The following is a 20,877-nucleotide window of genomic DNA, read 5'->3' on the forward strand; positions in this document are numbered from 1 at the left end:
CGGTAGCGTGTCCGAGCGGCCGAAGGAGCACGCCTCGAAAGCGTGTGATGGTGCAAGCTATCCGTGGGTTCAAATCCCACCGCTACCGCTCTGATCGAGAGCCCCGCCCCGCAAGGGTCGGGGCTCTCGGCGTTTCCCTTGTCTGCCCTCCGGGGGACAAGCGCGTGACCGCCCGCCCCCTCGGCCGTTGTCACGGCATGACCAAGACCCAGCGCATGCTCGCCGCCTTCGCCCTCGCGGGGGCCGCCGCGGGCCTCGCCGCTCCGGCCGCGTCCGCCGCCCCGATCGCCCCGCTCACCCTCCCGGACCTGCCGACGGCCGCCCCCGGCATGCCGCAGGGCGCCATGCCGACCTCGGTGCAGGACATCGGCGGACAGGTGAGCGGCGGCCTGAACCAGCTCAACCAGCTGATGGAACTGCCGAACCAGCTCGCGCCCGTGATCGCCCCGGTCCAGCCGATCACCGACCTGGCCGGCGGCCTGGAGTAGGAGCGACCGGCTCAGCGGCGGGCCCCGGTCTGCGGGTGGCCCGGTCAGCGGGCGGCCCGGTCAGCGGGCGGCCCGGTCAGCGGGCGGACAACGCGAAGAAGGCCCCGACCGGAGTCGGGACCTTCGACGGTGGGGACGGGGGAAGTGGCATCGGGGGGACAAGCCACTTCCCCCGACGCGGACGGAACCTGCCAGTCCGAGCCGCAGTCAGGGGGGAAGCTTGCGGCTCGGACCCCGCAGTGAGGTCCTGTCCCAGCTCACCGATTTCCTGCCAGAACCGGTGGGCTCGTGTTCAATCCTGCGCCCTGACGGGCGCTCGGCGCACCGGCAAAGGGCCCGGGACACCGGGTCATTGGTCCTTAAAGGGCAGGTGAGGGTTCGAACGCGACCGGTTAGACTCCACCGACCTGCAGGACCGGTTGGGGAGGCCGACGCCCACGTGGAAACCAAGAAGCTGATCTCGGGCGCCCTCATCGTCTTCGTCCTCTTCGTCATCATCACTCAGCCCATAAAAGCCGCCGATATGGTCCAAATAGGCTTCCAAGGAATCTCGGATGCCGCGACGGCCATCGGCGAGTTCATGACCGAACTGGTGCGCTGAACCCGTACGCTGAAGCGGTTTCCGGACTCCCCGGCCCCCCACTCCGACGGGTGGGGGGCTTTTTGCGTTCCCATGAGCGAGCAAGTTGTGACGATATGACCAACTTGCCGCCAACACGTGGTTATACGGTGCTTGCACACAGTGCACATCTCTTGTGATGCTATGACCGCTTTTGACGGATGAGTCGACGACTGACGTGAAGGGGTGGCGTGACCGTGCCGGCCAGTACTGCGCCTCAGGTGCCGCCCCAGCAGGACCCGCAGCAAGAACCGCGGCAGGACCCGCGGGAGCACCCGAAGGAGCACCCGAAGCAGGGGCATCCGCAGGAGGGGCACCCGCAGGCGCGGCAGCACCAGGCGCCCCAGACGCCCCATCAGGCGCAGCCTCCGGATCCTCAGCAGGCCCCGCCGCAGGAGTCCCACGTACCGCCCCAGCAGGAGCCCCCGCAGGAGCCGCCGGCCGCCCCGAGGCCGCCGAGCCGGGGCGCCGACACCCGGGCCCTCACCCAGGTGCTGTTCGGGCAGCTGAAGGGCCTGGAGCCGGGCACCAGCGAGCACACCCGGGTGCGCGGAGCCCTCATCGAGGCCAACATCCCGCTCGTCCGGTACGCGGCCGCCCGCTTCCGCAGCCGCAACGAGCCGATGGAGGACGTGATCCAGGTCGGCACGATCGGCCTGATCAACGCGATCGACCGCTTCGACCCCGAGCGCGGGGTGCAGTTCCCGACCTTCGCGATGCCGACCGTCGTGGGCGAGATCAAGCGGTACTTCCGCGACAACGTCCGCACCGTCCACGTCCCGCGCCGCCTCCACGAGCTGTGGGTGCAGGTGAACGCCGCCACCGAGGACCTCACCACCCTGCACGGCCGCACCCCGACCACCCCCGAGATCGCCGAGCGGCTGCGCATCAGCGAGGACGAGGTGCTCTCCTGCATCGAGGCCGGCCGCAGCTACCACGCGACCTCACTGGAGGCCGCCCAGGAGGGCGACGGGCTCCCGGGACTGCTCGACCGCCTCGGCTACGAGGATCCCGAGCTGGCCGGCGTCGAGCACCGCGACCTCGTACGCCACCTCCTCGTACAACTGCCCGAGCGCGAGCAGCGGATCCTCCTCCTGCGGTACTACAACAATCTGACCCAGTCGCAGATCAGCGCCGAGCTCGGCGTCTCCCAGATGCACGTCTCGCGGCTGCTCGCCAGGAGCTTCGCCCGGCTGCGATCCGCAAACAGGATCGAGGCTTAACCGGATCGAGTGGAGATCATTCTCCGCGTTTCCTGACAGACCGGCGACATTCCGCCCTAGAGCAGGCCTTTCGCGTTCTGTCGCTGGAGATACATGTCGACATGGCGCTACAGCGTGTTGCCGACATGTGACATTCTGCTGGAACCGCGTTTGCCGCAGCCCCGCCTCCGGTATTCAGGTGGAGGCTGCGTTCCTCCGACGGGCGCGCAGAGAAACGCGACCGTCCGCGACCTCAAGGGGGTGGCATGTCCGTAGACCAGGGCAGCTCCAAGGTGCTCACGCTCGTCAAGCAGCGTGAAGTGCCGGCAGTGACCCACCGCTCGGAAGCCATCGACACCCGGATCGACACCCGCACCCTCTCCCGCTCCCTCTTCCACCGACTCGCCGCCCTCGACGCGGACAGCCCCGAACGGGTGTACGTACGCGACACCCTGATCGAGCTGAACCTCCCGCTCGTGCGGTACGCCGCGGCCCGCTTCCGCAGCCGCAACGAGCCGATGGAGGACATCGTCCAGGTCGGCACGATCGGCCTGATCAAGGCGATCGACCGGTTCGACTGCGAACGCGGCGTGGAGTTCCCGACCTTCGCGATGCCGACGGTCGTGGGCGAGATCAAACGATTCTTTAGGGACACCTCCTGGTCCGTGCGCGTCCCGCGCCGTCTCCAGGAGCTGCGGCTCGCCCTCACCAAGGCCAGTGACGAGCTCGCCCAGAAGCTCGACCGCTCGCCGACCGTGCCCGAACTCGCGGCCGTGCTCGGGGTCTCGGAGGAGGACGTCGTCGACGGCCTCGCCGTGGGCAACGCCTACACCGCCTCCTCGCTCGACTCGCCCTCTCCCGAGGACGAGGGCGGCGAGGGCTCGCTCGCGGACCGGCTCGGGTACGAGGACACCGCCCTGGAGGGCGTCGAGTACCGCGAGTCGCTCAAGCCCCTGCTGGCCAAACTCCCGCCCCGGGAACGTCAGATCATCATGCTGCGGTTCTTCGCGAACATGACGCAGTCGCAGATCGGCGAGGAGGTCGGCATCTCCCAGATGCACGTCTCCCGGCTGCTCACGCGCACGCTCGCGCAGCTTCGCGTCGGCCTGATCGGCGAATAGTCCGGCCGCCGATCCGGCCCTCGCGCTTCACAATTGACGGTACGTCAGGAAAACTGCCGGGATGCGAAAGGCATCCCCGTCAGCCGCCCTGCTCCTCCTGTGCGCCACGGCTGCCGCCGCCGCCCTGACCGGCTGCGGCGGCCCGGCGCGCGAGGGCTACGTGGCCGTGGGCGCGGTGGGCCCCGGCTCGGAGCCGGGCGCCGGCGCGAATGCCGCGCCGAAGGGCGGGATCGAGTTCCAGCCGCTGCCACCGGCCGCCGGCGGCCCGTCGGCCTCCTCGACCTCTTCCGACTCCCCTGCGGGCGCCCCGCAGGGCACCCCGGGATCGCCGTCCCCGGGCGGGACCGCGGCCAGCGGTCGCGGCGGCTCCGGCGGCCCGCCCTCGGGCGGTCCCGGATCGGCGTCGCCCAGTACCCCCGGCGCCCCTGGCGGCACGCCCGGCGCCGGACCGGAGCCGTCCACGAAGCCGGGTACGACCGCGCCCTCACGGCCCGCGGACACTGCGGCGAAGCTGAGCGTCGGCGCGCCCGTCCGCAGCGCGGCGGCGGACCGCTGGTGCGAGAGGGTCACCGTGTCCTTCAGCAACACGGGAACCACGGCGGCCCGTTCGGGGACGGTCGGGTTCGCGACGCACATCATCGGCGCCCTGGGCGTCGACTGGGCCACGATCACCTCGACCCAGCCCCTGCCGGCCCCCATCGCGGGCGGCACGACGAAAACGCAGACCTACGAGGTCTGCGTCGAGTCCTGGCGCGTGCCCCTCGGGATGCGCGTCGAGACCCAGAAGGTCACGGCCACCTGGAGCTGACGCCCTGACGGCCCGACGCCGCCGACCCGACGCCGGAGCGGTCCTGGCGACGGAGGGTCCCGGCGTCGGAGCGGTCCTGGCGGGTCCCTGCGTCAGCGTTCCGGCGACGCCGGGCGTCCTGCGGGCGGAGGGTCCCGGCATCAGCGTCTCGGCGACGCCGGGCGTCCTGCGGGCGGAGAGTCCTGGCGTCAGAGCGCCAGCCAGGCCACCACGGCGATCAGGACCACCACGCCGACGCCGAGGCCCACCCACAGGCCCGCGCCCGGTCCGGACTTGCGCGCGGCGCGGTTCTGCATCCGTGACCCCGGCACTGCCGGGGCCGGGACCGGCTCGTCGACGAACGCCCGGAACATCTGGGTGCTGCCCGCGGGGTCGTAGTCACCCTCGGGGGCCGGTGAGTTGTGGTTCGAGTCGTGATTCGCAGCCATGCGCAGGACCCTAGCGGGTTTTCCGATTCCTTTACCGCCCGCCCCCCCGATTCATTTGCCTGTAACAACCATCCGCTTCTATGGTTGCCCGAAGCAACGACATTCGGAGGGAGGCAGCCGTATGACCACACCGACCGCACCGGGCCCGCTGAGCGCACCCGCCACGCCCGCCACCCGCTACGCGGAACTGGCCCGCCAGCTCACCGGCATCGGCGCCGTCCGGCGCGACCTCGCCCGCACGCTGCCCCACGACTGCCCACCCGGCCCGGCGGCCGTCCTCACCGTGCTCGACCGGCACGGCGAGATGCGGCTCGGCCGGCTCTCCGAGTACCTGGCCATCGACATCTCCGTGACCAGCCGGCACGTCGCGCACACCGCCGAACGCGGCTGGATCACCCGTGACACCGACCCCGGCGACGCCCGCTGCCGGATCCTGCGCCTCACCGCGGCCGGCCGCGCGCTCCTCACCGAGCTCGGCGTCCGCCACACGACCGCGCTGGAGAAGGCCCTGGCCGACTGGTCCGACACGGACATCGACCACCTCAACATCCTGCTGGCCCGACTCCGATCGAGCTTCTAGTACCGAAGGAAACACATGGCTACGACCACACCCACCGGTGTGCGGGAAGGCGGCCGGTCGGAGACCACGTCCGACAGCACGCCGATGACCCACCCGCAGATCATGAAGGCGCTCTCCGGGCTGATGCTCGGCATGTTCGTGGCGATCCTGTCCTCCACGATCGTCTCCAACGCCCTGCCCCAGATCATCGGCGACCTCGGCGGCACGCAGTCCTCGTACACCTGGGTGGTCACGGCGGCCCTGCTCTCGATGACGGCGGCGACCCCGCTGTGGGGCAAGCTCTCCGACCTCTTCAGCAAGAAGCTGCTGGTCCAGATATCCCTGGTGATCTACGTCCTCGGCTCGATGGTCGCGGGCATGTCCCAGAACACCGGCATGCTCATCGCCTGCCGCGTGGTCCAGGGCATCGGCGTCGGCGGGCTCTCCGCCCTCGCCCAGATCGTGATGGCCGCCATGATCTCCCCGCGCGAGCGCGGCCGCTACAGCGGCTACCTCGGCGCGGTCTTCGCCGTCGCCACCGTCGGCGGCCCGCTGCTCGGCGGGGTCATCACCGACACCAGCTGGCTGGGCTGGCGCTGGTGCTTCTACGTCGGCGTCCCCTTCGCGGTCATCGCCCTGGTCGTGCTCCAGCGGACCCTGCACCTGCCCGTCGTCCGGCGCGAGGTCAAGGTCGACTGGCTCGGCGCCTTCCTGATCAGCGGCGCCGTCTCGCTGCTGCTGATCTGGGTGACCCAGGCCGGCGGCTCCTACGCGTGGATCTCCTGGCAGACCTGGGCGATGACCGGCGGGGCGCTCGCCCTCGGCCTGCTCTTCGTCCTCGTCGAGTCCAGGGCGAGCGACCCGATCATTCCGCTGCGGCTCTTCCGCAACAAGACCATCAGCCTGGCGTCTGCGGCCTCGCTGTTCGTCGGCATCGCGATGTTCTCGGGGACCGTCTTTTTCAGCCAGTTCTTCCAGCTGGCCCGTGGCGAGTCCCCCACCATGTCCGGAATCCTCACGATTCCGATGATCGGCGGGCTCTTCGTCTCCTCCACCGTTTCCGGTCAGGTGATCACCAAGACCGGAAAGTGGAAGGCCTGGCTCGTATCCGGCGGCGTCCTCCTGACGGCCGGCCTCGGCCTGCTCGGCACCCTGCGGTACGACACCCCGTACTGGCACATCGCGATCTTCATGGCGCTGACCGGGCTCGGCCTGGGCATGATGATGCAGAACCTCGTCCTCGCCGCCCAGAACCAGGTGGCCCCCGAGGACCTGGGAGCGGCCAGCTCGGTCGTCACCTTCTTCCGGTCCCTCGGCGGCGCGATGGGCGTCTCCGCACTCGGAGCGGTCATGGCCACCCGGGTCACCCACTACGTCCAGGACGGCCTCGCCGCCCTCGGCCCGAAGGCCGCGGCCATGGGCCACGGCGGCACCGCCGGAGGCGCGATCCCCGACCTCGCCAAGCTGCCCGCACCGTTCCGCGAGGTCATCGAGAGCGCCTACGGGCACGGCGTCGGGGACGTCTTCCTCTACGCCGCCCCCACCGCGCTCCTCGCACTGGTGCTCGTGGTGTTCATCAAGGAGGTCGCCCTGAAGTCGAAGCCGGCGGCCGACGCCCCGACCGCCGCCGGAGCCACGCCGGCCGCCTAGTGCTGTGACCGGAAAGGTTCACCGGGTCACGACGCCCGGCACGGCACCTCGCCGCGTTGTCGGACCACGGAAGTACGTCCAGTACGAGCCGCGGCCCTCCGCCTTGCGCTGCACCGCACCGGACGCCGCGTCCCGGCAAACCTTTCCGGCCACAGCACTAGGTCGTCTATTTCGGAGCTTGTCGGCCGAGCCCGCGGCGTCTGGCGCCGTGCATGGCAAGGCGGAGGGGCGCCCGTGTACTGGAGTACTCGGGCGCCCCGACAATGCGGCCAGGTGCGGTGCCGGCCACCGCGGGCCCGGCAAGATCCGAAAGAGACGACCCTAGGCCTTACGGAGCTGCGGGCGCGGACGGTCCGGCGGGCCGGCCGCAGCGGGCGTACGCCTCGATGCCGGCGATCAGGACGTCGAGCGCGAGGCAGAACTCCCCGTCGGGCGGCCGCCGGACCGTGCCGCAGCAGCCGTGCAGGAACTGCGAGACGGCCAGATGGGCACCGGTCCTGGCGGGGTCCGTCAGGCCGGTGGCGTCCAGCATCCGCTGCAGGGCGGCGTCGAAAGCCCGCGCGTGCGGGCCGATGTTCGGATACGCGGCGGTGAGCGGGGCCACCCACGGATGGTCGCCCAGCAGCCCCCGGTAGCCGTGCGCCAGCGTCCGCAGCCGGCCGGGCCAGCCCTTACCGGGCGAGCCGGGCGGCCGGGGGAGCTCAGCCAGGGCACTGTCCAGAGCGAGCTCGAGCAGATCGTGCTTCGTGTCCACGTACCAGTACAGGGACATCGCGGTGACCCCGAGCCCGGCGGCGAGCCGTCGCATCGAGAACCGGGCCAGCCCGTCGGCGTCGAGCAGCCTCACCGCCTCCGCCGTGATCCGCTCCCGGTCGAGCCCCGAGGGGTCCTCGCTGCGCCGCCTGGGGGGTACCGCGGGTCGCGCGGCCAGCCAGACACTGGTCCGGGCCCTGCCGGGATCGGCCGCGGTCACCATGGAGGCACCCTCCTCACGACAACGGGACCAGCCCGGAATGCCCGGTCCGCCCCCTTGATGCTAGTGCTGTGACCGCAGCGAAGCGCCGGAGAAGCGCGGTGTCCGGTGCGTTGCGTCGAACGGCAGGGGGCGCCCGAGCACCGAGGTGCTCGGGCGCCCCGACAGGGCCCTGCGGGCGGCCCGGAAGTCCGGGAGGGCCGGGAAGGCCGGGCGGTTCCGGAAGTCCGGGCGGGCCGGGAGGGCCGGGAAGTCCGCGTGGTTCGGAAGTCCGGGTGGACCTAGCGGGCCGGGGCGGACCGGGCGGTTTTCTGGGTTCAGGACCGCCCGGACGTCGGCGCCGTCAGGTCGTAGAAGGTGGCGCCACCGACCGTCGAGGCGGCGAAGGTGGCCTTGACCCAGCTCTCGATGGCGCTGCTGACGCCCCCGCCCGGTCCGCCTCCGCCCCGGGCCTGGGTGGCGCTCTCGCCCGCGCCGTCCGCCGCGCCACCGGTTCCCGCGCTGCCCTGGCCGATGAAGTAGTGGATCTCGCCGGCCGCCACGTACTCCTTGAACCGCTCCAGCGTCGGGGAGGGGTCGCTGCCGTTGAAGCCGCCGATCGCCATCACCGGCTCTTGCGACGCCAGCTGGTAACTCGCCGCGTTCTGCGAGCCGACCGCGGCTGCCGCCCACGTGTACCGGTCCGCGTCGGCGCGTAGCGCTGCCGTCGCCTCGGCGCTGGTCCTCGTCCCGCCGAGCAGACCGCCCATGCCGCCGCCCATGCCTCCACCCGGAGCGCCACCGGTCCGCCCGGTCTGGCCGCCGCCGTCGGGCTGGTTGCCGCCCGGAGTCCGGCCGCCGGGGGCCTGGCCGCCCTGCGGGCTCCCGCCCTGGGGCATGCCCTGCGGTGCGGCGCCGCCGCCCGGCATCGCGCCCCCGCCCCGCATCTCGAAGGCGCGCATCCCGCCGCCCGGGCCGCCTCTGCCGCCCGCGACCGCGGGACCGGCCGTGACGATCGACCCCGAGTGCGAGGTGGTCACCGTGGTCAGGGTGTAGGCGAGGGGTCCGGCCAGCGCCGCGGCCAAGCCGACTGCCGCCACACCGAGTGCGACACGGCGGCCCAGCCGCGCCGCGAACGGCAGGAGCACGGCGCTGCCGAGTCCCAGGGCGAGCAGCCCCCAGCGCAACCACGGCACGTACCCGGCGGAGCGCCCGAGCAGCACGAACGCCCAGTACACGGTGATGGCGAGGGCGCCTGCCAGGGTGAGGGAGGCGGCACGGGCGCCCCGCTCCTCCCACAGGACGGCGATGCCCATGCCGACGAGCGCGGCCACGAAGGGGGCCAGGGCGACCGTGTAGTACTCGTGGAAGATGCCCTGCATGTAGCTGAAGACGACCCCGGTGATCAGCAGGGCGCCGCCCCAGGCGAGGAATGCCGCCCGGGCCATGCCCTCCAGGGAGTCGGTGGCCCTGCGGGCCCGCCAGGTGACGACGAGGCCGGCGATGAAGAGGATCAGCGCGGCGGGCAGCAGCCAGGAGATCTGCCCGCCGATGTTGGACGAGAACAGCCGGTCGATGCCCGTCTCCCCCCAGCTCATCCCGCCACCGCCACCACCGCCGCCGCCCGGGGTGCCTGGGGCGCCCTCCACTGCGGCGCGGCCACCGCCGCCGACGCTGCCGGTCTCCTCGCCGTTGATCCGGCCGAGCCCGTTGTAGCCGAGGGTCAGCTCCAGGAAGGAGTTGGTCTGAGAGCCGCCGATGTACGGGCGGGAGGCGGCGGGCCACAGTTCGACGATCGCCACCCACCAGCCGCCGGCCGCCACCATCGCGAGTGCGGAGAGCAGCAGCTGCCCGAGGCGCCGGCGCAGCCGGGTCGGCGCGCAGACGGCGTACAGCAAGGCCAGCGGCGGCAGGATGACGAAGGCCTGGAGGGTCTTGGTCAGAAAGGCGAAGCCGACCGCGACCCCCGCCCACACCAGCCACCGGGTACGCGCCCCGTCGAGGGCCCGCAGTACGCAGTACACGGTGACGGTCATCAGCAGCGCCAGCAGGGCGTCGGGGTTGTTGAAGCGGAACATCAGCGCGGCGACGGGCGTGAGCGCGAAGACCGCGCCGCTGATCAGGGCGGCCGCGGGGCCGAACTGGCGGCGTACGGCGGCATGGAGGACGGCTGTGGTGGCGACTCCCATGAGCGCCTGGGGCACGAGGATCTGCCAGGAGCCGAGCCCGAAGAGCCGGACGGACAGCATCATCGGCCACAGGGCGGCCGGGGGCTTGTCGACGGTGATGGAGTTGCCGGCGTCGGAGGAGCCGAAGAAGAAGGCCTTCCAGCTCTCGGCGCCCGCCTGGGCGGCGGCGGAGTAGAAGGAGTTGGCGTAGCCGGAGGAGCCCAGGTCCCACAGCATCAGGACGGCCGTCGCGAGCAGCAGACCGGCGAGGGCGGGGCGCTCCCACCGGGCCCGGGCGGTGTGCGCCCCGGCCACCGTGGCGGACGGGGGGCGCGGGTGGAGGGGCAGTGCGGCCGTGGTCATCAGAAGTGGTCCTTCGCGGGAGGGGTCCGCCGTTCCGGGAAGACCCAGGCGCGGAAGAGCAGGAACCGCAGCACGGTGGCGGCGAGGTTGGCGGTGACCAGGACGGCCAGTTCGGTGCCGTGCGCCGGCCGGCCGCCCGCGGCCGCGAGGGCGGCGAGCGAACCGCTGGTCAGGGCCAGCCCGATGCCGAACACCACCAGCCCCTGGGCCTGGTGGCGCGCGGCGTGCTCGCGGCCCCGGACACCGAAGGTGAGCCGGCGGTTGGCGGCGGTGTTGGCCACGGCGGAGAGGAGCAGCGCGGCCGCGTTGGCGAGCTGCGGACCGGCGGCGGACCGCCCGGCGGAGTAGAGGAGCAGGTAGAGCAGGGTCGACAGGGCCCCGACCGCGCAGAAGCCCAGCAACTGGCGGGCCAGCCCGCGCGGCACCCCGGGCAGGGCGGTGCGGTCGCGGGGGTCGTCGCCGAAGGGGCGGGCGAGCCGGTCGAGCGGGAGCGCGCCGACGGCCAGCGCCCGGCCCACCCGCCAGACCCCCTTGAGGTCCTCGGCGGCGGTGCGGGCGATGTGGACGGTGGAGTCGGGGTCGTCCACCCAGTCCACCGGAACCTCGTGGATCCGCAGCCCGGCCCGCTCGGCGAGGACCAGCAGTTCGGTGTCGAAGAACCAGCCGGAATCCTCCACGAGCGGGAGCAGCCGCTCGGCGACCTCGCGGCGGATGGCTTTGAAACCGCACTGGGCGTCGCTGAACCGGGCGGACAGCGAGGAGCGCAGGAGCAGGTTGTAGGCGCGGGAGATGAACTCCCGCTTCGCTCCCCGGACCACTCGCGAGGAGCGGGCGAGGCGGGTGCCGATGGCGAGGTCGGAGTGGCCGGAGATCAGCGGGGCGACCAGCGGCAGAAGCGCGTTGAGGTCGGTGGAGAGGTCCACGTCCATGTACGCGAGGACGGGCGCGTCCGAGTCCCCCCAGACCGTGCGCAGCGCCCGGCCGCGGCCCTTCTCCTCCAGCCGGGTGCTGCGTACCCCGGTGACGGAGGCGGCGAGGGCGGCCGCGACCTCGGGGGTGCGGTCGGTGCTCGCGTTGTCGGCGATGGTGATGCGGAAGGGGTACGGGAAGGTCCGGGTGAGGTGCTCGTGCAGCCTGCGCACGCACGGCCCCAGATCCGTCTCCTCGTTGAAGACCGGGATCACCACGTCGAGTACGGGTTCCCCCGGTACGGCTGCGAGGGGCGCCCGCACCGGGAGGGCTCCGGGAGAGGTGTCGGTTGGCATGCTCCGACCCTCCCGGCCGGGCCTGTCAGCGCTGTGTGCTGACCCTGTGCCCCGTCTGTGAGTCCCCGGCGCCGCTACCGCCGGACGGAGCGCGCGCTGCGGGAGTGCTCGCTGCGGGGGTGCTCGCCGCGGCAGCGCTCGCTGTGGGGGTGCTCGCTGCGGCAGCGAGGGGGAGGCGGACCTCGAAGGAGGTGTGGCCCGGGGTACTGCGGACGTCGACGTGGCCGCCGTGGGCCGAGACCACGGCCTGGACGATGGCCAGACCGAGGCCCGTGGAGCCCGCCGACCGGGAGCGGGAGGCGTCCCCGCGGGCGAATCGCTCGAAGACGTGGGGCAGCAGCGCGGGCGCAATTCCGGGGCCGTCGTCCTCGATCCGGAGCCGGACGGCGGATGTTTCACGTGAAACACGAGCCGTGACGGTGGTGCCGGGAGGCGTGTGGGTCCGGGCGTTGGCCAGCAGGTTGACCAGGACCTGCTGGATGCGGGCCGGGTCGGCGCGCACGGGCGCGGGCTCGTCGGGGAGCTCCAGGCGCCAGTGGTGCTCGTGGCCGGCGGCGCGGGCGTCACTGACGGCGTCCACGACCAGCGGGGCCAGGTCGGTGTCCTCGGTGGACAGCGGACGGCCCGCGTCGAGCCGGGCCAGCAGCAGCAGGTCCTCCACCAGGCCGGTCATCCGGGTGGCTTCGGACTCGATGCGGCCGAGGGCGTGCCGGGTGTCGGGGCCCGGCTCCTCCCGGCCCCGGCGGGTCAGTTCTGCGTAGCCGCGGATCGAGGCCAGCGGGGTGCGCAGCTCGTGGCTGGCGTCGGCGACGAACTGCCGGACCCGCGTCTCGCTCTGCTGGCGTGCCGTCAGGGCCGAGGAGACATGGCCCAGCATCCGGTTGATGGCGGCGCCGACCTGCCCGACCTCGGTGCGGGGGTCGGCTTCGGCGTCGGGGACCCGCTCGTGCAGGGCGGGTTCGCCGCTGTGCAGGGGGAGTTCGGACACCCGCGTGGCGGTGGCGGCGACCCTGCTGAGCGGACGCAGGGCGACACCGACCAGGGCCTGGCCGGCGAGCGAGGCCGCGATCAGTCCGGCGAGGGTGACGCAGACCTCCACCGCGATCAGCGTGTGCACGGTGGAGTCGACCTCGGTGAGCGGGAAGCCGAGGACGATGCTCCCGTCGGGCGCGGTCAGCACCCGGTAGCCGCCGAGGCCGGGCAGCCACAGCTCGACCGGGCCTCCGGGACGTCCGTCGGCTGCTTCACGGGCGGCCCCGGCGAGGGTCGCGGCCTGGTCCGCGGTGAGGGGCGGGTGGCCGCTGGGCCCGGCTCCGCCGACGGCGGCACTGCGCTCGCTGCGGACACTGTCGAGGACCTTCCCCGAGGCATCGAGGCGGACGCCGGTAGCGCCCAGCGGAGATCCGGGGGCCAGCACGACGCCGAGGTTGTTCTCCCGGGCGAGCTTGCCCGCGTTGGGTCGGCCGGCCATCTCGACGGCGACGCGGAGCTGTTCGTCGACCTTGTCGACCAGGTACGAGCGCAGCGCGAGGGTGGTCACGGTGCTGATGGCCGCGCCCACGACGGCGATGAGGACCACCGCCGACACGACGAGCCGGGTCCGCAGGGACCACGGCCGGTGGGTCCGGCGGGGGCGGCGGGGTCCGGCCGGGCGCGCGGGGCGGCCCGGCCGCCTGGGCCGCCGGGAGAGCACGGGAGTACGGAAGAGCGGGAGGTGCCGGAGGAGCGGAGGGACCCGGGGGGAGCCGAGCACCACTACTCGGCCGGCTTGATCAGGTATCCGGCGCCGCGCCGGGTGTGGATCATCGGCGGGAGGCCGGTGCCGCTCTCCAGCTTGCGCCGCAGGTAGGAGATGTACAGCTCGACGACATTGGCCTGCCCCCCGAAATCGTAGGACCACACGCGGTCCAGGATCTGCGCCTTGCTGAGCACCCGGCGGGGGTTGCGCATCAGGTACCGCAGCAGCTCGAACTCGGTGGCGGTCAGGTGGACCTCCCGGCCGCCCCGAACCACCTCGTGGCTGTCCTCGTCGAGACGCAGGTCGCCGACCTGCAGCACCGAGCCGCCGCGCGCGGCCTGTGCCGCGCCGGAACGCCGCACCAGGCCGCGCAGCCGGGCCACGACCTCCTCCAAGCTGAACGGCTTGGTGACGTAGTCGTCGCCGCCCGCCGTCAGGCCCGCGATGCGGTCCTCGACGGAGTCCTTCGCGGTCAGGAAGAGCACCGGCACCTGCGGGAGCTCACGGCGCAGCCGGCCCAGGACGGCCAGCCCGTCCATGTCCGGAAGCATGATGTCGAGGACGACGACGTCCGGGCGGAACTCCCGTGCCGCCCGCACCGCGCCCGCACCGTCACCCGCGCTGCGGACCTCGCAGCCTTCGTAGCGCAGGGCCATGGAGAGCAGTTCGGAGAGGGCGGCCTCGTCGTCCACGACGAGGACCCGGCAGGGTCCGCCGTCGGGCCGTACGAGGGCCGTGGGATTGCCGGTGGACGTGGACGCGTGGGAGGTGGTCGTCGCAGTCATGCCTACAAGCTGGCCGCCGCCTCTGAGAGCGTTCTTGCCTGAACCTGTGAATTACCTGAGAAACCCCGGCCGCCGCACCTCAGGCCAGGTGGAAGAGCCGCGCGCCGTTGTCGTGGCAGACGGCGCGCAGCCAGGCGTCGCCGAGGCCGAGCCGTTCGAGGGCGGCGAGCTGGTGCTCGTAGGGGTAGGGGATGTTCGGGAAGTCGGTGCCCAGCAGGATCCGGTCGCCGAGGGCGGCGAGCCGGCCCCGCTCCCCCTGAGGGAAGCCGCTCAGCTCCTCGGAGAAGTCGGTGAAGGCCATCGTGGTGTCGAGGCGGACCTCGGTGTACCGGTCGGCGAAGTCCAGGAAGTCGGCGTACTCCGGCATCCCCATGTGCGCGACGATCAGCGGTAGCCGGGGGTGGCGGGCCAGCACCCGGGCGATCGGCGCGGGGCCGGTGTACTTGCCCGGTGCGGGTCCCGAACCGCAGTGGACCACGGTCGGGATCCCGGCCTCGGCGAGCAGCCCCCAGACCGGGTCAAGCCGGTCGTCGGCGGGGTCGTACCCGCCCACCTGGAGATGTGCCTTGAAGACCCGGGCCCCCGCCTCGACGGCCTGCCCGACGTACGCCGCGACCCCGTCCTCCGGGAAGAAGGTCGCGGTGTGCAGGCAGTCGGGCGTGCGGGCGGCGAAGTCCGCGGACCAGGAGTTGAGCCAGGCCGCCATGGCCGGCTTGTGCGGGTAGAGCATGGCGGTGAAGGCCCGGACCCCGAACCCCCGCAGCAGCGCGACCCGCTGCTCCTCCTCGTGCCGGTAGGTGATGGGCCACTCGACACCGGTCAGCGGACCGACCGCGTCGAAGTAGTCCCACACCTTGTCCAGGACGCGCTGGGGCATGAAGTGGGTGTGTACGTCGACCAGTCCCGGCACACCGAGCCGCTCCCGGAAGGCACGGACGGCCTCAGCCGTCGTCGCGGACAAAGCCGTGGCTCCGCTCGACGGTCGCGACGTGCAGCGTGTAGCTCTCGTACCAGTCGGCGCGGCCCTGCCTCATGGCCGCCTGGTGCTCCAGGTCCTGGCGCCACAGGGCGAGGGAGTCGTGGTCGCGGAAGTACGCGACGGTGATGCCGAGTCCGCCGGGGGTGCGCGCGGACTCGTAGCCGAGGAAGCCCGGATTGGCCCCGACGAGCTCGGTCATCCGCTCGAGGGTCTCGGGGTATCCGCCGTCGTCAGCGGTCCGGACACTGGTGAAAACACTCATGACGTAAGGCGGTTCGAAAGCCTGCACGGGCTGGATGCTCATGCCCACCACCCTCTGCGGCACCGGCCTGGCGTGTCCACCAGAAAGGGCCTCCGGAGGGCAAAGGGATCCAAGTTTTGACCTTGGACCCGGTCGGGTGCAGTGGTCAGAACAGCCCGTCCTGCGTGGCGGGCGCTCCGGGCTCGGCAGAAGGGATCTCGGCGGTCGGGACGTCGCTCCGAGGCCCCTCGGCCGGTGCCACCAGTTCCCACCCGGCGAGCAGCCGGGTGTCCACGACCAGCCCCTCGGCGAAGTGCAGATCGGGACCGGCGGCTGCGACGAGCCGCCCGGAGACCGTCCCGCCGGTCACCATCTCGGTGATCACCCGTTGCGGGCCGGGCAGCTCACCGAGTCCGAAGGGGCCGCCGTGATCGGCCACCACGCAATCCAATCGCCCCAGCGACTCCGGCCACCCCTCCAGCCCGACCGCGCGCGCGTGCAGTGCGGCGACCTCCGCCGCCCGCTGCGGCTCGGGCGGCAGGTGGGCCCGTACGGCCCGCTTGCGCGCGTAGGCGATCCGGTCGGGCACGCCGAGCGCGCTGCGCAGCAGTTCCTCCGTCCGTCGTGCAGCCATCAGCGGGCCGCGCCCCAGCCAGGTCCAGGTCACCGCTCCCTGCTCCAGCAACCGGACGGAGCCGCGTTCCTCCGCGGTGATGCCGACCTTGACCAGGTCGGGCCCGAACCAGGCGAGGTACACCCGATAGGTGCGCGGATCGGCCGCATTGGTGTCCGCCGCCACCGAGAAGGAGCGGTCCAGCCGCGCGCACTCCGGGCACTGGGCGTTGCCCGTACGCCCGGACACGGTCCGAGCCGTCGGGCACGGCGTCCGCCGGCCGGCCCGCCGGACGCCGAGGCAGTGGCGCTCCCCCCGCGCGGCGAAGGCCAGCGGCTGCCCGTACACGAGGAGGCTGCTGCGCTCCCCTCCTACGGACCGGCCTTGGACAGCCGCCCGTCCCGGCTGCCCCGGCTGGTACCAGCCGATGGCGGGCCGGCCGTCGCTCCACCGGATCCCGGTGCACCACCAGGTCACAGCGGGAGCCGCCGTACGAAGAAGGTCCCCGGGACGGCGGTGGCCCGCGTCCCGCCGACGCCGATGCCGATGCCGATGCCGAGCCCGATGCCGGTGCCGGTGCCGGTGCCGGTGCCGGTGCCGGTGCCGCAGGGATGGAGCAGCACGCCCTGCCGCGGGCACCGGACCCGTGCCCCATGGATGTCTTCCACGCGATCTTCCTCCCATGCCTTCCCGAACGGCTTGGGCCCAGACGCTGGCGCTGTGACCGGAAAGGTCCACTGCACCAGCCACCACACGCCCGCCGCCGCCCGCGCGGCTACCGGGTGACGAACTGCGTCAGGATGGCCTGGACCTCGTAGATGTCGACGCCCTTGGTGAAGGTCTTCGCTATCGGCTCCGCGCTGCCGGAGAGCCATATCTTCAACTCCGCGTCCAGGTCGAAGTGACCGGCGGTCTCCACCGAGAAGTGCGTGATGCTCCGGTACGGGATGGAGTGGTACTCCACCTTCTTCCCCGTGAGCCCCTGCTTGTCGATGAGCACGAGCCGCCGGTCGGTGAACAGGATCGTGTCGCGGATCAACAGATACGCGGCATGCACCTGCTCCCCCTGCCCCAGCAGCCGCGCGTACTCGCGGTGCGCCGACGCCGGATCCACGGCGTGCGCGTTTCCGAACAGTCCCATGAGAGTCCCCCCTGCCTACCGGTGAATCGATCCCGATCGAGACCGCGGTCTCGATCTCCAAGAACCGTATCGGGGACCCCCGTCACAGGGCGTCCCCCGCCGGAGCCATCTCTCCCCGTAGCTCCCCGGAGCCAGCCCTCCTCCCTGAGGAGGACGAGCGGAGCCTCAGGTCGAACCGCCGGCGCGCGTACGAGCCCTGTTGCGCCACAACACCACGCATCCCCAAGCTTCGACGACGCAGCTAATGACCATCACCACGACTCCGACGCCAAGTTGGTAAGTGGTGGAGCTGTGATCGGCCAAGACGCCGAAGACAAAGCTCGTATACCAGGTGGTCAGCAGGGTCACGGCGACGTACCACCAACACACCAGGACGTGACGAAGGTGCACGGATCCACGCCATGCGAGTGCCGCCAGCACCGCACTCGTGGCCAGCCCCACCATCAGCACCGGCCAGACCTGCCCGTAGGACCCGCTCCATATCCATGGGTTGAAGACCATGTAGCGGTAGAAAGCGTCGTCGTTGTTCAACAGCGGCGTGAACAGAGCGATCACTGACAGCACCAACGCGAGGAGGAAGGGGATGGCCTTCCTACGCGTCTTGCCCGGAGGCGTTTTGCCCGGAGGCGTCTTGGCCGGAGGCGTCTTGGCCGCGCGTGTCTTGGCCGCCGTTGCCGTCAACGAGACTATTCCGCCCGATGTCTTGCGTTTTGCCGGCAGCGCGTCCACTACGACTTTGACCGGCACTTCCCCTGCTGCGGTACGAAGTACGACACTGCCCTCGTAGTGGCCCCCCCACCCATCCACCACATCCGCACACAGCTCGATTCCGCCGTCCACACGACGGGCTTTCAACCATTTGTCCGCCGCCGCCTCCACCTCGGCTTCCACGGTCTCTCGGACGATCAGCAGACCTTCAAGAGAGATGACGGTCGGCCTTCCCGGGGTGCCCGCAGTGACCGTGCCGAGGTGGTACTCGGTCTTGGAGACCCGAGGCAATGCCTTGCGCAGTGCTTGGTCGGCAGCATCCCTGACCCGAAGGCTGTCGTCGTGAACCATCATGGTCAGCCCCTCCGCGCCCGCCAGCGCCATCCCCAGATCAGCGCCGCACAGCAGGCCTTCGAGTTCCAGCACCGCCATCATCCGTCGCTCAGGATTTCTCGACTTCATGCGAGCCAACGTCTTCGCAGGAATCTTGGCCTTCTTGCGTTTGGTATAGGCGATGGGAAGGTCGCCTCCGAGACCACCGAATACCCAATAGTGCGGCGTCTGAAGGGGAGTCACCTGTTGGAGAATGTAGTCCGCCAACTCGACCAGGCCGATCTCACCATTGCCGTCCCTGTCGGCATCACCCGTAGTCAGGCCTTTCACCAGGGAGCGCGTGAACAGCGACGGTTCACTCACCGGCCCCTTGTCAACGTCCAAACCCGGCTGCCCCGCGACGGGACGATCACCCTCGAAGACCCACTCGATCGCGCTCGACGCCGTGATCACCCCACGCCCCTGCTGCGCTTCTACTTCCTTGAGCTGCTGGAAACTCTCCAGCACGTGCACATCCGCGTCGCCCCGCGTGAACAGCTCGCGCCCGAATGCTCCCGCATAACAACAGTCGAGGAAGACCGCAACGCGTCGCGCCTTGCTGTCCTGCATCCGTTCGCTCAAGTACCTGGCATCGACCGCCGTGGAGGCCAAGCGATTGCGCTTGGTGTCACTCGCGGCCAGGAACAGTCTTCCCCTGGCGTCCTTAATCCCGTGGCACGAGAAGTGCAGGAGCAGGGTTTGATCGGCTACTGCCCGGCCTTCGAAGAACTCTTGTATCTCCTCGCGAAGTTTCTGGCACGTCGGGTTAGGCAGCACTTTCACGTCGAAGGCACCAATGTGTGGATCGCCGAGAACTTCGCGAAGCGCGGCAGCATCCAGATCCGGAGCGTGCAGCCTGCTGAGGCCTGGGTCGTCATAGTGGCTCGTCGCGACGACGAGCGCGCGCCTATTCGACTCGGTCAATGCCACCCGCCCCCTCACGGTCAGCGGCGGCGGAAGCCAGGCGGATCAGCTGTCGTCGCTCCGCGGGGGTGGCATCCGACAAGTCGATCCGGATGCCATTGAACTCGACGACAACGCGGTGTGGCGTTTCCGGCCGGTTGCGCCACTCGTCGACGACGTGCAGTACCAGCTCCAGGAGTGGAGTCACCGCGGGCAGTGTCACCACGAGGACGTTCGCCAGATCGAAAGCGGCGGATCGGGTACCCGGCGGAGCCGGACCGGCTGCAGGATGGTCCACCTGCTCCACATCCAGGACCAGAAGATCCTCACGCAGGGCGTCCACGCTCTGCTGCACTGACTCGACGTCTCCGTCGACCTGCTCGACTTCAATGCGCAACTGTTCGATCATTGCCCATCGCCCCGCAGGCTTGGCGTGCGGTATGGCCGTCTCCTACCAGTCTGGTACCGGTGATTCCATACCGCACTCGCGGAGGCCGGCGCACTGGCTCGGCTCGATCTTCATGGCCCTCTCCGCACCGTGAGCCGAAGATCGAGGAAGATCCGCTCGGAGGCGGCCTTCGCGTCCTTCGGCAACGAGATACGCAAGAGGCCCCCCGGTGAACCGGGGGGCCTCTTGGGCTGTGCACTCGGCAGGATTCGAACCTGCAACCTTCTGATCCGTAGTCAGATGCTCTATCCGTTAAGCTACGAGTGCTTGGCTGGCCGGGGTTTTGCGCCCCGTTGGCCTTGCGAGAACAACAATACATGGACCTCGCCGGGACGCGAAATCCATTAGCTCCACCCATGCTGACCTGCACAAACGGCCTGGAAGAAGATCATCCGATTGGCCCCGGGGCGCGGTCGGCGCGGGCCTTCGCGGCCTGTTGCGGGGAGCTCCCGCCGCCGCCCGGACCCCGAACGCACCGAAGCCCCGGTCCGCAAGGACCGGGGCTTCGTGAAGTGCGGAGGCGGAGGGATTTGAACCCTCGATGGGGGGTAAGCCCCAAACCGCATTAGCAGTGCGGCGCCATAGACCGGACTAGGCGACGCCTCCAGCACACCCTCGCGTACGAAGGTGCGTGCAGATGATGACACAGGCCAGGGGCCGGTCACCAATCCGCTCCCACGGTACAAGGAGGGCGGCCCGCAGGGCAAAGCCTTAAGCCTCCCGACACGGAACGTCGCGGGCGGCCCGTCGTTGGTCTGTCGTACGACGTACGGACGACCTGGAGTGCCCCATGCTGCGTCTCGCCGCTTTCGCCGTCACCTCCGCCCTGGCCGTCGCGGCGGCGGGGCCCCTGCCCCCGCTGCCGCCCCTGGGGCGGTTGCTGGCGGCTCCCGACCGGCTCACGATCGCCGTCTCCGACACCGGCAACCCCCTGGCGGACGGCGAGTACCGGCTGGAGTGCAACCCGCCCGGCGGGAACCACCCCCGCGCCGAGGCCGCCTGCGACCGCTTGGAAACCCTCACCCGCGAGGGCAAGAACCCCTTCGCCCCCGAGGAGAAGCGGCAAATGTGCACCATGGTGGACGGCGGCCGCGCCACCGCCCGCATCACCGGAACGTGGCACGGCCGCAGGGTCGAATCCGAGTTCCGCCGGACGAACGGATGCGAGATCAGCAGGTGGAACGACTTGGAACCTGTGCTTCCGCGTGGGCGTTCCTGACCTGGGAGGATGCGGGGGTCAAGCGGTATCCGCCGGACATCCGCCCTCTCGCCGGGGGCCCGTGCCCTTAGACTCCTCCCGTGACATGCCGGTAGTTGTGGTCAGGG

Annotated in this window: 21 protein-coding genes and 3 tRNA genes; 9 read left to right on the forward strand and 15 right to left on the reverse strand. The window is 71.1% G+C overall.

What is annotated here, in order from left to right; all coding sequences use genetic code 11:
- Nucleotide 1: 1 nt before the first annotated feature.
- From ACFWBY_RS26045 to ACFWBY_RS26070, 6 genes are all read left to right on the forward strand, one after another.
- Nucleotides 2–88, forward strand: a tRNA-Ser gene (locus tag ACFWBY_RS26045).
- Nucleotides 89–197: 109 nt separating this feature from the next.
- A complete protein-coding gene (locus ACFWBY_RS26050; RefSeq protein WP_385333188.1) occupies nucleotides 198–488 on the forward strand; it encodes a hypothetical protein in 291 nt (96 codons plus the stop codon).
- A 439-nt stretch (nucleotides 489–927) separates the two neighbouring features.
- Nucleotides 928–1,089, forward strand: coding sequence for a hypothetical protein (locus ACFWBY_RS26055; protein WP_385333190.1), 162 nt, complete (start codon nucleotides 928–930; stop codon nucleotides 1,087–1,089).
- A 239-nt stretch (nucleotides 1,090–1,328) separates the two neighbouring features.
- Nucleotides 1,329–2,330 (forward strand): RNA polymerase sigma factor SigF, encoded by a 1,002-nt coding sequence (locus ACFWBY_RS26060; RefSeq protein ID WP_385333192.1) that lies wholly within the window; start codon nucleotides 1,329–1,331, stop codon nucleotides 2,328–2,330.
- Nucleotides 2,331–2,575: 245 nt separating this feature from the next.
- Nucleotides 2,576–3,430: an RNA polymerase sigma factor SigF gene (locus tag ACFWBY_RS26065; protein WP_385333195.1), complete on the forward strand. Its 855-nt coding sequence runs from the start codon at nucleotides 2,576–2,578 to the stop codon at nucleotides 3,428–3,430.
- A 61-nt stretch (nucleotides 3,431–3,491) separates the two neighbouring features.
- On the forward strand, nucleotides 3,492–4,238 hold the full coding sequence (locus ACFWBY_RS26070; RefSeq protein WP_385333198.1) for a hypothetical protein: 747 nt from the start codon (nucleotides 3,492–3,494) through the stop codon (nucleotides 4,236–4,238).
- A gap of 188 nt (nucleotides 4,239–4,426) precedes the next feature.
- On the opposite strand, the gene ACFWBY_RS26075 is transcribed toward ACFWBY_RS26070, so the two are convergent.
- Complete coding sequence (locus ACFWBY_RS26075) at nucleotides 4,427–4,666, reverse strand: hypothetical protein (RefSeq protein ID WP_385333201.1); 240 nt, start codon at nucleotides 4,664–4,666, stop codon at nucleotides 4,427–4,429.
- Nucleotides 4,667–4,787: 121 nt separating this feature from the next.
- On the opposite strand from ACFWBY_RS26075, the gene ACFWBY_RS26080 reads away from it, so the two are divergent.
- The gene (locus tag ACFWBY_RS26080) at nucleotides 4,788–5,246 is read left to right on the forward strand and encodes a MarR family winged helix-turn-helix transcriptional regulator (protein ID WP_385333203.1); all 459 of its coding nucleotides are present in this window, start codon (nucleotides 4,788–4,790) and stop codon (nucleotides 5,244–5,246) included.
- A gap of 15 nt (nucleotides 5,247–5,261) precedes the next feature.
- Complete coding sequence (locus ACFWBY_RS26085; RefSeq protein ID WP_385333206.1) at nucleotides 5,262–6,875, forward strand: MDR family MFS transporter; 1,614 nt, start codon at nucleotides 5,262–5,264, stop codon at nucleotides 6,873–6,875.
- A gap of 328 nt (nucleotides 6,876–7,203) precedes the next feature.
- Here the strand turns inward: ACFWBY_RS26085 and ACFWBY_RS26090 are convergent, their stop codons facing one another.
- The 14 genes from ACFWBY_RS26090 to ACFWBY_RS26155 all read right to left on the reverse strand — a co-directional run bounded on the left by ACFWBY_RS26090 (nucleotide 7,204) and on the right by ACFWBY_RS26155 (nucleotide 20,157).
- A complete protein-coding gene (locus ACFWBY_RS26090) occupies nucleotides 7,204–7,851 on the reverse strand; it encodes a TetR/AcrR family transcriptional regulator (protein WP_385333209.1) in 648 nt (215 codons plus the stop codon).
- 314 nt (nucleotides 7,852–8,165) lie between these two features.
- Nucleotides 8,166–10,358, reverse strand: a complete 2,193-nt coding sequence (locus ACFWBY_RS26095) for an ArnT family glycosyltransferase (RefSeq protein WP_385333212.1) — start codon at nucleotides 10,356–10,358, stop codon at nucleotides 8,166–8,168.
- Entirely contained in the window at nucleotides 10,358–11,623 is a 1,266-nt protein-coding gene (locus ACFWBY_RS26100) for a glycosyltransferase (RefSeq protein WP_385333214.1), read from the reverse strand. Before ACFWBY_RS26100 ends, ACFWBY_RS26095 begins: the two co-directional genes overlap by 1 nt.
- 25 nt (nucleotides 11,624–11,648) lie before the next feature.
- A complete protein-coding gene (locus ACFWBY_RS26105) occupies nucleotides 11,649–13,211 on the reverse strand; it encodes a sensor histidine kinase (RefSeq protein ID WP_385333217.1) in 1,563 nt (520 codons plus the stop codon).
- A gap of 167 nt (nucleotides 13,212–13,378) precedes the next feature.
- On the reverse strand, nucleotides 13,379–14,146 hold the full coding sequence (locus ACFWBY_RS26110) for a response regulator transcription factor (RefSeq protein WP_385333219.1): 768 nt from the start codon (nucleotides 14,144–14,146) through the stop codon (nucleotides 13,379–13,381).
- A gap of 79 nt (nucleotides 14,147–14,225) precedes the next feature.
- Nucleotides 14,226–15,107 carry an amidohydrolase family protein gene (locus ACFWBY_RS26115; RefSeq protein ID WP_385333221.1) on the reverse strand — a complete coding sequence of 294 codons (882 nt, stop codon included), beginning with the start codon at nucleotides 15,105–15,107 and terminating at the stop codon, nucleotides 14,226–14,228.
- Nucleotides 15,088–15,429, reverse strand: a complete 342-nt coding sequence (locus ACFWBY_RS26120; RefSeq protein WP_385333223.1) for an antibiotic biosynthesis monooxygenase family protein — start codon at nucleotides 15,427–15,429, stop codon at nucleotides 15,088–15,090. Before ACFWBY_RS26120 ends, ACFWBY_RS26115 begins: the two co-directional genes overlap by 20 nt.
- 103 nt (nucleotides 15,430–15,532) lie before the next feature.
- On the reverse strand, nucleotides 15,533–16,456 hold the full coding sequence (locus tag ACFWBY_RS26125; protein WP_385333226.1) for a DUF2797 domain-containing protein: 924 nt from the start codon (nucleotides 16,454–16,456) through the stop codon (nucleotides 15,533–15,535).
- Nucleotides 16,453–16,647, reverse strand: a complete 195-nt coding sequence (locus tag ACFWBY_RS26130; protein ID WP_385333229.1) for a hypothetical protein — start codon at nucleotides 16,645–16,647, stop codon at nucleotides 16,453–16,455. Before ACFWBY_RS26130 ends, ACFWBY_RS26125 begins: the two co-directional genes overlap by 4 nt.
- 107 nt (nucleotides 16,648–16,754) lie before the next feature.
- Nucleotides 16,755–17,120, reverse strand: a complete 366-nt coding sequence (locus ACFWBY_RS26135; RefSeq protein WP_385333232.1) for a PH domain-containing protein — start codon at nucleotides 17,118–17,120, stop codon at nucleotides 16,755–16,757.
- A 165-nt stretch (nucleotides 17,121–17,285) separates the two neighbouring features.
- Nucleotides 17,286–19,130: a caspase domain-containing protein gene (locus tag ACFWBY_RS26140; protein ID WP_385333234.1), complete on the reverse strand. Its 1,845-nt coding sequence runs from the start codon at nucleotides 19,128–19,130 to the stop codon at nucleotides 17,286–17,288.
- Entirely contained in the window at nucleotides 19,108–19,512 is a 405-nt protein-coding gene (locus ACFWBY_RS26145; RefSeq protein WP_385333236.1) for a hypothetical protein, read from the reverse strand. The genes ACFWBY_RS26140 and ACFWBY_RS26145 overlap by 23 nt, the downstream gene beginning before the upstream one ends.
- A gap of 233 nt (nucleotides 19,513–19,745) precedes the next feature.
- A tRNA-Arg gene (locus ACFWBY_RS26150) sits at nucleotides 19,746–19,818 on the reverse strand.
- A gap of 248 nt (nucleotides 19,819–20,066) precedes the next feature.
- Nucleotides 20,067–20,157 (reverse strand) — tRNA-Ser (locus ACFWBY_RS26155).
- 184 nt (nucleotides 20,158–20,341) lie between these two features.
- On the opposite strand from ACFWBY_RS26155, the gene ACFWBY_RS26160 reads away from it, so the two are divergent.
- Complete coding sequence (locus tag ACFWBY_RS26160) at nucleotides 20,342–20,770, forward strand: SSI family serine proteinase inhibitor (protein WP_385333238.1); 429 nt, start codon at nucleotides 20,342–20,344, stop codon at nucleotides 20,768–20,770.
- Nucleotides 20,771–20,877 lie beyond the last annotated feature (107 nt).

Origin of the sequence: Streptomyces sp. NPDC060049 (assembly GCF_042736715.1) — a bacterium.
In the GTDB taxonomy this organism is placed as follows: Bacteria; Actinomycetota; Actinomycetes; order Streptomycetales; family Streptomycetaceae; genus Streptomyces.

Excerpts from the sequence above, each read along its gene's own strand:
- ACFWBY_RS26050 (WP_385333188.1), top strand. The coding sequence starts at position 198 with ATGACCAAGACCCAGCGCATGCTCGCCGCCTTCGCCCTCGCGGGGGCC.
- ACFWBY_RS26065 (WP_385333195.1), top strand. The coding sequence starts at position 2,576 with ATGTCCGTAGACCAGGGCAGCTCCAAGGTGCTCACGCTCGTCAAGCAG.
- ACFWBY_RS26070 (WP_385333198.1), top strand. The coding sequence starts at position 3,492 with ATGCGAAAGGCATCCCCGTCAGCCGCCCTGCTCCTCCTGTGCGCCACG.
- ACFWBY_RS26075 (WP_385333201.1), bottom strand. The coding sequence starts at position 4,666 with ATGGCTGCGAATCACGACTCGAACCACAACTCACCGGCCCCCGAGGGT.
- ACFWBY_RS26080 (WP_385333203.1), top strand. The coding sequence starts at position 4,788 with ATGACCACACCGACCGCACCGGGCCCGCTGAGCGCACCCGCCACGCCC.
- ACFWBY_RS26085 (WP_385333206.1), top strand. The coding sequence starts at position 5,262 with ATGGCTACGACCACACCCACCGGTGTGCGGGAAGGCGGCCGGTCGGAG.
- ACFWBY_RS26090 (WP_385333209.1), bottom strand. The coding sequence starts at position 7,851 with ATGGTGACCGCGGCCGATCCCGGCAGGGCCCGGACCAGTGTCTGGCTG.
- ACFWBY_RS26095 (WP_385333212.1), bottom strand. The coding sequence starts at position 10,358 with ATGACCACGGCCGCACTGCCCCTCCACCCGCGCCCCCCGTCCGCCACG.
- ACFWBY_RS26100 (WP_385333214.1), bottom strand. The coding sequence starts at position 11,623 with ATGCCAACCGACACCTCTCCCGGAGCCCTCCCGGTGCGGGCGCCCCTC.
- ACFWBY_RS26110 (WP_385333219.1), bottom strand. The coding sequence starts at position 14,146 with ATGACTGCGACGACCACCTCCCACGCGTCCACGTCCACCGGCAATCCC.
- ACFWBY_RS26120 (WP_385333223.1), bottom strand. The coding sequence starts at position 15,429 with ATGAGCATCCAGCCCGTGCAGGCTTTCGAACCGCCTTACGTCATGAGT.
- ACFWBY_RS26135 (WP_385333232.1), bottom strand. The coding sequence starts at position 17,120 with ATGGGACTGTTCGGAAACGCGCACGCCGTGGATCCGGCGTCGGCGCAC.
- ACFWBY_RS26145 (WP_385333236.1), bottom strand. The coding sequence starts at position 19,512 with ATGATCGAACAGTTGCGCATTGAAGTCGAGCAGGTCGACGGAGACGTC.
- ACFWBY_RS26160 (WP_385333238.1), top strand. The coding sequence starts at position 20,342 with ATGCTGCGTCTCGCCGCTTTCGCCGTCACCTCCGCCCTGGCCGTCGCG.